General features: G+C 62.3%; 8 protein-coding genes. 3 read left to right on the top strand and 5 right to left on the bottom strand.

From position 1 onward, the window contains the following. From NCS03_RS25490 to NCS03_RS25500, 3 genes are all read right to left on the bottom strand, one after another. Nucleotides 1-569: PLP-dependent aminotransferase family protein (locus NCS03_RS25490; protein ID WP_502801544.1), on the bottom strand; the 569-nt coding region annotated here is incomplete at its 3' end. Between the two features lie 91 nt (nt 570-660). Further along, a complete protein-coding gene (locus NCS03_RS25495) occupies nt 661-1,386 on the bottom strand; it encodes a GNAT family N-acetyltransferase (protein WP_250530057.1) in 726 nt (241 codons plus the stop codon). Nucleotides 1,387-1,499: 113 nt separating this feature from the next. After that, complete coding sequence (locus NCS03_RS25500; protein WP_008346249.1) at nt 1,500-2,387, bottom strand: SDR family oxidoreductase; 888 nt, start codon at nt 2,385-2,387, stop codon at nt 1,500-1,502. Nucleotides 2,388-2,489: 102 nt separating this feature from the next. Between NCS03_RS25500 and NCS03_RS25505 the strand changes: the two genes are divergently transcribed. Further along, nucleotides 2,490-3,311 (top strand): helix-turn-helix transcriptional regulator, encoded by an 822-nt coding sequence (locus tag NCS03_RS25505; RefSeq protein WP_250507901.1) that lies wholly within the window; start codon nt 2,490-2,492, stop codon nt 3,309-3,311. Nucleotides 3,312-3,315: 4 nt separating this feature from the next. On the opposite strand, the gene NCS03_RS25510 is transcribed toward NCS03_RS25505, so the two are convergent. Next, on the bottom strand, nt 3,316-4,017 hold the full coding sequence (locus NCS03_RS25510) for an SDR family NAD(P)-dependent oxidoreductase (protein WP_250507902.1): 702 nt from the start codon (nt 4,015-4,017) through the stop codon (nt 3,316-3,318). 1,041 nt (nt 4,018-5,058) lie between these two features. Between NCS03_RS25510 and NCS03_RS25515 the strand changes: the two genes are divergently transcribed. Together NCS03_RS25515 and NCS03_RS25520 are read left to right on the top strand one after the other, a co-directional pair. Then, on the top strand, nt 5,059-6,831 hold the full coding sequence (locus NCS03_RS25515; RefSeq protein ID WP_250530058.1) for a ShlB/FhaC/HecB family hemolysin secretion/activation protein: 1,773 nt from the start codon (nt 5,059-5,061) through the stop codon (nt 6,829-6,831). Nucleotides 6,832-6,898: 67 nt separating this feature from the next. Then, on the top strand, nt 6,899-7,891 hold the full coding sequence (locus NCS03_RS25520; protein ID WP_250530059.1) for a hypothetical protein: 993 nt from the start codon (nt 6,899-6,901) through the stop codon (nt 7,889-7,891). A 61-nt stretch (nt 7,892-7,952) separates the two neighbouring features. Here the strand turns inward: NCS03_RS25520 and NCS03_RS25525 are convergent, their stop codons facing one another. After that, the gene (locus NCS03_RS25525; RefSeq protein ID WP_008346261.1) at nt 7,953-8,210 is read right to left on the bottom strand and encodes a hypothetical protein; all 258 of its coding nucleotides are present in this window, start codon (nt 8,208-8,210) and stop codon (nt 7,953-7,955) included. Nucleotides 8,211-8,410: the final 200 nt, after the last annotated feature.

An 8,410-nucleotide genomic window follows, 5' to 3' on the forward strand; every position in this document is an offset into this window, starting at 1 on the left:
ATCTTCGAAAGACGCTCGAAATCGATCTTCAGCGCAAACGCCGACGCGCCCGCGACGATCAGCTTCGGCTTGTGTTCGTTCGCGAGTTGCTCGGCCGCTTCGTAGTCGATGTCTTCGGCTTCGTTGAGACCGTAGCTCACGACGTTGAACCATTTGCCCGACATGTTGACCGGCGAGCCGTGCGTAAGGTGGCCGCCGTGCGCGAGGCTCAGGCCCATGATGGTGTCGCCGGGCTTGAGCATCGCGAAGAACACGCCCTGATTGGCCTGCGAGCCGGAATTCGGCTGCACGTTCGCGGCTTCGGCGCCGAAAAGCTCCTTCACGCGATCGATCGCGAGCTGCTCCGCCACGTCGACATATTCGCAACCGCCGTAATAGCGCTTGCCCGGATAGCCTTCCGCGTACTTGTTGGTGAGCTGCGAGCCTTGCGCTGCCATCACGGCCGGGCTCGTGTAGTTCTCCGACGCGATCAGCTCGATGTGATCTTCCTGGCGTCGGTTTTCATTCGTGATGGCCGCCCAGAGTTCCGGATCGACGTTTTCAACGGTGCTGGCTGCGCGATTGAACATGATGGTACCCATGTAAGAGAGAAGCGGGTTGCTGCGGGAACGCGTGACTGTCCCGTATTCCATCGAAAGCCGGCTCGCGCGGATAGAAGAATTACGACATTGCGCTGGAATGCGGGCACCTGCGCATTCGCCGCAAGATTCGCATCAACGTGAACGCGTGACGCAGCTCGAAGCCGAGCCGTTCATACAGCGCGATGGCGCTTTCGTTGTGACTGAAGACATGCAGAAACGGCGTGTCGCCGCGCTCGCCGATTTCCTTGCGCAGGATGTTCATGAGCCGTCCGGCCAGACCGCGTCCGCGGCAACGTTCATCGACGCACACCGCGCTGATCTCCACATGACCGTCGATGGTCATGCGCTCGCCCGCCATCGCGATGAGTTCGCCTTGCTCGCGAATCCCGATGTAGCGGCCCATTTCGCGCGTGCGCCTGCCGAACGGACCGGGTTTCGTGCGTTGCACGAGCGCGAGCATGGCGTCGATATCGGCAGCGCCGAGCGCGATCACGTCGCGGTCGTCGATGCTTTGCGTGAAACGCGACGTCGCGATCATCTGATGGATGGTGCCGACGCGCTCCGCGTGCAATGCGCCGATGTCCGCGAGCGCACCCGCCGAGAGCATCGCGACGTGTTCGCCGGGTTGCAGCAGCGCGTGCAGCGCGCGCCAGGCATCGGGTGTATCGGAGGCGATGGCCCCGAACGGCGCGACATCCGGATGGAAACGCCGCGCGAGTGTGTCGCCGAGGCCGAGATGCGCCTGCTTCGTGGTCAGCGCGGTCCAGATCGGGCGGTCGAGTGCGGCGTGGGTCGGGCGGATCATATCGGCTCCGGTTGCGAAAGGTGATCGAATGCCGATCACTTTAGGCAATTCCGAGCGTTCCGGCTATTGTCGGAAATGACAGTTTCGGGGGCATTTGCGCCAAACGAAACGCGTCAGGGGTAGCGCGCTTCGTCCAGATCGGCGATGAGCGTCGGGCCTGTCGGTTTCCATCCGAGGCGCGCCTGCGTCAGCGCGCTCGACGCGGGCATGTCCAGGCCGACGAACATCGCCATCCAGCCGAAATGCGCGGCTGCATCGTCCGGAGAAATCGACGTGACCGGCAGCTTCAGCCCGCGTCCGAGCGCTTCGGCAATCGCGCGGCTCGCGATGCCTTCCTCGCCGACCGCGTGATAACGCGCGCCGCTTTCCGCCTTCTCGACGGCGAGCCGGTAGAGCCGCGCGGCATCGGAGACATGGCCCGCCGGCCAGCGATTGCCGCCATCGCCCACATAAGCGACGACGCCCTTGTCGCGCGCAATGCCGATGAGCGGCGTGATGAGACCCTGCTTCAACGGATCGTGAACCTGCGGCAGTCTCACCACCGACACGTTGATGCCGGAATCGAGCAGCGTGTTCCCCGCCAGCTCGGACGCGATGCGCGGATTCGGATGGCGCGTGTTGAAGACGTCCTCGCGCGCCGGTTCGCCGTGCTCGCCGCTGCCCATGCCGGTGCCCGACGTGATGACGAGCGGACGATTCGTGCCCGCGAGCGCCGATCCGAGCGCGGCGATCGCGCGCTTGTCCTTTTCGCAGTTCTCGACGAAGCGCGAGAAGTCGTGATCGAAGGCCGTGTGGATGACCGCATCCGCCAGCGCTGCGCCGCGCGCGAGGCTTTCCGGATCTTCCAGCGTGCCGCGATGCACTTCGGCGCCGGCATCTTCGAGCGCCCGCGCGCCCGCATCCGAGCGCGTCATGCCGATCACCCGATGACCCGCGTTGATCAATTCGTGCACCAAGGCCGAGCCGATGAAGCCGGTCGCGCCCGTCAGAAAAATTCGCATGGTGAAGCTCCCTGGTCGAATGGCGCTCACTATCCGACGTTTTTTTATCCCTTTAAAGTAGTGACGTCATCCTATTAAAACGACTAACAGGGTTTCATATCCGTGGATACGGCCAGATCGCTCGGCGATTTTCTGCGCAGCCGGCGCACGCGTCTCGATCCGGCGAGCTTCGGTTTCGCCGGACGCCGCCGCACGCCCGGCCTGCGCCGCGAAGAGGTCGCCCAGCGCGCGAACATTAGTCCGACCTGGTACACGTGGCTCGAGCAGGGACGCGGCGGCGCGCCGTCGGCCGATGTGCTGGAGCGCATCTGCGGCGCGCTGTTGCTCACCGATGCCGAGCGCGAGCATCTCTTCATGCTCGGGCTGGGACGGCCGCCGGAAGTCCGTTACCGGTCCGCTGATGGCGTCAGTCCGCGGCTTCAGCGTCTGCTCGATTCGCTGCAGACCAGCCCGGCCATCGTCAAGACGCCGACGTGGGATGTCGTCGCGTGGAATCGCGCCGCGGCCGTCGTGCTGACCGATTACGGCACGCTGCCGCCCGGCGGGCGCAATATCCTGCGATTCCTGTTCCGCAATCCCGATGTCCGCGCGCGGCAGCACGACTGGGACAGCGTCGCGCGCTTCGTCGTCGGCGCGTTCCGGGCGGATGTGGCGCGCGCGGGGCTGGTGTCGGAAGTCGGCGAGCTCGTCGAAGAGCTTCGGCACGCGAGTCCCGAATTCGACGCGCTCTGGCGCGACAACGACGTCCACAGCCACGAAGAAGGCGGCGGCATCAAGCGTCTGATGCATCCGGCGCTCGGATCGGTCGAGCTGGAATATTCGGCGTTTTCCGTCGATGGCCGGCCGGATCTCGGCATGATCGTCTACACGCCCGTCGACCGCGGGATGGCCGAGCGGATCGGCCAGCTCGCCGCGAGCGCGTGACGCTTCAGAACTTCTCCGCCCACGGCCGCAGCTCGATTTCCCACGTCCACGCGCTGCGATGCTGGCGCAGCACATCGAGATAGGTTTGCGCGATGGCGTCGGGATCGAGCGTGCTGTCCGGCGCGTCGGGCGGATCGGCGCGATGTTCGGCGCGCACGCCGCCGTCGATCACGAAATGCGCGACGTGAATGCCCTTCGGCGCAAGTTCGCGCGCGGCGCTTTGTGCGAGGCCGCGCAACGCGAACTTGCCCATCGCGAAGGGCGCGGACAGCGCGAAACCCTTGACGCCCGCCGTCGCTCCCGTCAGCAGGATCGCGCCTTTGCCGGCGGGAATCATGCGGCGCGCGGCCTGCTGGACGGCGTGAAACGCGCCGAGCGCCGAGACGGCGACAGCCTGCGCGACTTCTTCGGCATCGAGTTCCGCGATGGGTCCGCGCACGCGCCCGCTCGCGTTGTAGATGACGATTTCCGGCGCGCCGATGCGGGCTTCGGTCTGGGCGAAGAGCGTTTCGATCTGACCGGCATCGGATGCATCGACGGGTAGCGCGATGGCGCCGGTTTCATCGACGAGCGCCGCGAGCTTTTCGACATTGCGCGCCGCGATGACAACCGGAATGTTTTCGGCGCGCAGACGCCGCGTAAGAGAGCCGCTGATGCCTGGCCCGGCACCGACGATGAGGGCGCTGCGGTAGGGAAGTGTGCTCATGGTTTCACGCTCGGACGAGAGGTGGAACCGATGATAACTGGGGTGGGAAATCGGCGCGCGGACCGGCTGCTGCGGGGCTGTTTTTGATGAAAGTCGATGGGTTTCTCAGCGCGACGTGATCGTCGCTACATCCGGCGCGCTGACGAACGGTGGCACGCTCGCGGCGCAGCGGAATACGAGCGTCAATGCGGGCAGCGCAAGACCGATGCAGGTCATTGGCGCATCAGCAAAAAAGGGATTCTGACTCGGCAACGCGGCGCGTGTCGGACGTTGGTGATCTGAACATCGTCAGCGTGCAGGATGTGACCACGAGCAGCGCGCATCGGAGCAGCGCGGGCGGCGGGTTCACGATTCGTCAAGCGGAGGCAGCGCGAGCTTCGGCGCGCAGAACGCGTGTTGTATGCGCTTGATCGTGATCACGTAGATCCGTGATCACGGCCCTCGATGTCGCTGTACGTCGGCGTGCCAGTGTACTCAAGCTGTTCTGCGATGCGTCCGCGGCACTTGCAATCACCGCGCCTTTCAGATCGATGTTGCCCTTCACATTGACGTTAAAGCCGCCTTCGCCGGCCAGAATCTCCGCCTGCTGATTGACCTACGGATAGTCGCCGTCGGCGTGACGCGCGAGGCCGCACCGCAGCCGACAGCACGACGGAATGACTCTCAACATCTGACCCGTATTGAAATGGTCCAACGATAGTCACAATCTTTTTCTGATTGAATGGAAAGATCAGGAAAGGATTATTTACGGCCACGACGGAGACGGCGATAGTAAGAAGTTTCCGTCGGTCGTCCAAGAAGGCGAAGAAAAAGTAAAAGGACGGATCGTAGTTAATCAGAGCACGGCTCATTCACCGGGCCGGGTTCAGGCGCTCATGAGCGTCGTTCATGGTGATGACGACGCTCTCTCCACGTCCGACACACGCATAAGCAGCGGCGTTCTGCTCGGCCTTGGTCGGGTAAGTCGCTCGGGTTTGGCGTATGAATGTTGTCGCCGCCCGCGACGGTTTTTTTGTTCCATTCAGACCTAGAAGTTAGTTGATGATTTACCGAAAAAGGCTTGCGGCTCTGCCGTTCACAGCCCTGATGTCGCTCGCAGCAAATGCGCAGCAAATTCCATTCACAGACGAAGCCGCCGCCGCGCGCGCGAATGCGATACAGGATCAGCAAATCCAGCAACAACGCGAGGCACAGCAACGCGAATCGGCGATTCGAGCGCCGGCCGTGCGCTCGGAAATCCCTGACGAGAAGCGATATCCGTTGCTTCCTTCAGAGACGCCGTGCTTTCGCATCGACGCCTTCGAGCTCGATGTGCCGCAAACGCTGCCCGAGCCGATTCGGAAGCAGGGCGCATCATCGCTGCCGCTCGATCCGTTCGCGTTCGCCCGCGAGTGGCTCGACCACTACAAAGGTCAATGCATCGGCAAGGACGGCGTGAACGTACTGACCAAGGCGCTTCAGCAGGCAATCCTGAGCCGCGGACTGATCACGACGCGTGTGCTGCTGCCCGAACAGGACCTGTCGACCGGCACGCTCAAGTTCGCTCTGATCCCCGGCGTGATCCGCGAATTGCGCTTTGCCGATCCCAACACGTCGGGCACATGGAAGACCGCTTTTCCGGCGCGTCCCGGCGACGTGCTGAACCTGCGCGATCTCGAGCAAGGCCTGGAGCAGATGAAGCGCGTCGCGAGCCAGGACGTCGACATGAAGGTCGATCCGACCAGCTCGCCCGGTGAGAGCGATGTCGTCATCACCGTCAGGCGCGCCAAGCCTTGGACGTTCGTCGCCTCTGTCGACAACTCCGGCAGCCGTGCAACCGGCAAGTGGCAAGGCAACGTCAGCCTGGGCATCGACAATCTTCTTGGACTGAACGACATCCTGAGCGTAGGCGCGAATCAGGACCTGTACTTCGACGACAAGACTTTGGGCTCGCACGGCTTCAACGGTTCCTACTCGATCCCATGGGGCTATTGGACCGCGACGCTGTATGGCAACACGAACACTTACTATCAGCAGATCGCCGGTGTGAACCAATCGTTCGTGTCGAGCGGCAATTCGCAGAGCGCGGGGCTCAAACTGCAGCGCGTGCTGCGCCGCAGCCAGAGCGACGTGCTCAGCAGCTATATGCAACTCTCGAAGCGCTTCGGTGCGAGCTTCATCGAAGACACGGAGATTGAGCTACAGCGACGCAACAATACTTTCCTCGAACTGGGACTGACCGATCGACATTACTTCGGCGGTGCACAGTTCGACGCGACATTGGCATATCGCCAAGGCATCGGTGGTCTGGGCGCGAGACCCGATCCGGAACCGGATCCTTACTCCATATCCACGCGCGCACCGACCTACCGCTTCAAGATGGCCGTGCTGGATATGAACCTGTCGATGCCGTTTGCCATTGCGAAGCAAAGCTTCCGCTACGTGACGACCGTACACGGGCAATACACCAACGATCAGCTTTACTACATCGACGACCTGACGATCGGCAGCCGCTACACCGTGCGCGGCTTCGACGGCGAACAAATGTTGGCCGCAGAAAAAGGCTTCTACTGGCGCAACGAATTGCAGATGCCGATCGGACAGACGCGCCAGTCGCTCTACGTCGGCGTGGATTACGGTCGCGTGTTCGGCCCGAATACCGAGTTTCTCGCGGGCACGCAGCTCGTCGGCGCGGTGATCGGCGTTCGCGGCGGCATTCCGTCGAAGTACGCTGGGTTCAGCTATGACTTCTTCGCGGGCACGCCGATTTACAAGCCGTCTTCACTCGAGACATCGCGCGTGACGGTCGGATTTCAGATGACCGCGCAATTCTGACGCGCGATCGACCTCGGGCTGCATTGCATGGTCAAGACACTGCGGCCCAAATAACAAAGGAGAAAACATGGCCAACGAGAAGAGTCTGACGCTCGCGTCGATTCATTCGACGGCGAAGGCGCTCACTGCCGGACTGCTGCTCGCGCTCGCCGCATGTGGAGGCGGAAGCGGCAGCGGACTCTCGGCTGTCGAGAACAACGGCAACGGGGCGACGGGAGGGACATCGTCGAATTCGGCGGATACGGCATCGACTTCATCGGACGCGCCCACATCATCCAGTACGGCCGCGAGCTTCTTCAACAGCATCTTCTTGAAGGACAGCGGCAGCGGCTTCTATCAGTTCGATGCGAACTATCCCGGCAGCGGAGGCTACACGCCCGTCGCTTCGGGCAGAACCCGGTTCTACGTCGACAGTGATAGCGACGACAACTTCATCGCAGAGACCACAACGATAGCGGGCGCATATACGCAAGACTATGAGACGCAGCTGTATATCACGGCGGAAGGTGCGTTCACGTCGCGATCGAGCCCCTACATCCATTTCGGTTCGAACTCGAAGATCTTCCAGAAGCTATCGCAAGGTTATGAGCTCGGCATGCGGGGCATGTCGACGGCCTTGGAGCGAATCACGATCAAATTGGACGACGTATCGGGTCTGCCGATCTCGGATGCCATTCGCAAGGACGAGGGTCCGGCCGTCAACGGACTGCCGTTTCTGCTTGCCGCCGACAAATCGCCGATGCCGAAGGGATCCATCATCTATCAGTTGCCGTACACGGTCGTGACCACGCACTTGTGGGCGAACCTGACAAAGGGGAAGGATCCGTTTGCGTCTCTGGAGGAGATCCAGGCCAGGACCGGAGGGGCCATCCAATCGTTGGGCGGCTATCGCTATCTGCAGCCCGCGCCGAACAGCATGATTCATATCGAGTACGACGGGGCTCTGTACCACGGTGAACTGGTGAAGGCCGGTGACATCCACGATGTCGTTCCGGCTGCGTATAACAGCATTGCCGCGGATTTCATCGCGCAGCGCGAGGCAGTTGCGCTCGCAAAGTAGTGAAGAAAGGAGAAGGAAGCACAATTGTTCCTTCTCCCGTCGACGGTGCTGCTTCAGTTCTTCACGCTTTCACGCCGTGCAGCAGGCTGCCGATGGCGTCGAGCGACTTCGTCACGTTGGTCAGATCGACCTTGGTGTACTGCGATGCATCGACCTGCGTCACCGGCGCCACGTTGATCTGCGGGCTCGCGAACGCGAAGCCCGTGATCGAGTTGGCGTTGATGCCGTTGTTCTGGAAGATGCTCGCGCCGCCGACGATGGCGCCCATTTCAGCGCGACCAAGTTCCTTGCTGACGGCGAGGTTTTCGATTCTCAACATGATGTCTCTCCTGATGACGTGAATGGCTGTGTGAGGGCTTACAGCTTCACGCCGCCGAGCACGCTGCCAACCGCATCGATCGACTTCGTGACGTTGGTCAGATCGACGTTCGTGTGCGTCGAGGCATCGACTTGCGTGACGGGCGCGACGTTGGTCTGCGGGCTGGCGAACGAGAAGCCGCCGTTGACATTGGCGTTGAC

Origin of the sequence: Caballeronia sp. ATUFL_F1_KS4A, assembly GCF_023630905.1 — a bacterium.
Lineage (GTDB): Bacteria > Pseudomonadota > Gammaproteobacteria > Burkholderiales > Burkholderiaceae > Caballeronia > Caballeronia zhejiangensis.

Bases quoted from the DNA above. Each gene is read 5' to 3' on its own strand.
- NCS03_RS25520 (WP_250530059.1), top strand. From the start codon at position 6,899: ATGGCCAACGAGAAGAGTCTGACGCTCGCGTCGATTCATTCGACGGCG.
- NCS03_RS25525 (WP_008346261.1), bottom strand. From the start codon at position 8,210: ATGTTGAGAATCGAAAACCTCGCCGTCAGCAAGGAACTTGGTCGCGCT.
- NCS03_RS25495 (WP_250530057.1), bottom strand. From the start codon at position 1,386: ATGATCCGCCCGACCCACGCCGCACTCGACCGCCCGATCTGGACCGCG.
- NCS03_RS25500 (WP_008346249.1), bottom strand. From the start codon at position 2,387: ATGCGAATTTTTCTGACGGGCGCGACCGGCTTCATCGGCTCGGCCTTG.
- NCS03_RS25515 (WP_250530058.1), top strand. From the start codon at position 5,059: ATGATTTACCGAAAAAGGCTTGCGGCTCTGCCGTTCACAGCCCTGATG.
- NCS03_RS25510 (WP_250507902.1), bottom strand. From the start codon at position 4,017: ATGAGCACACTTCCCTACCGCAGCGCCCTCATCGTCGGTGCCGGGCCA.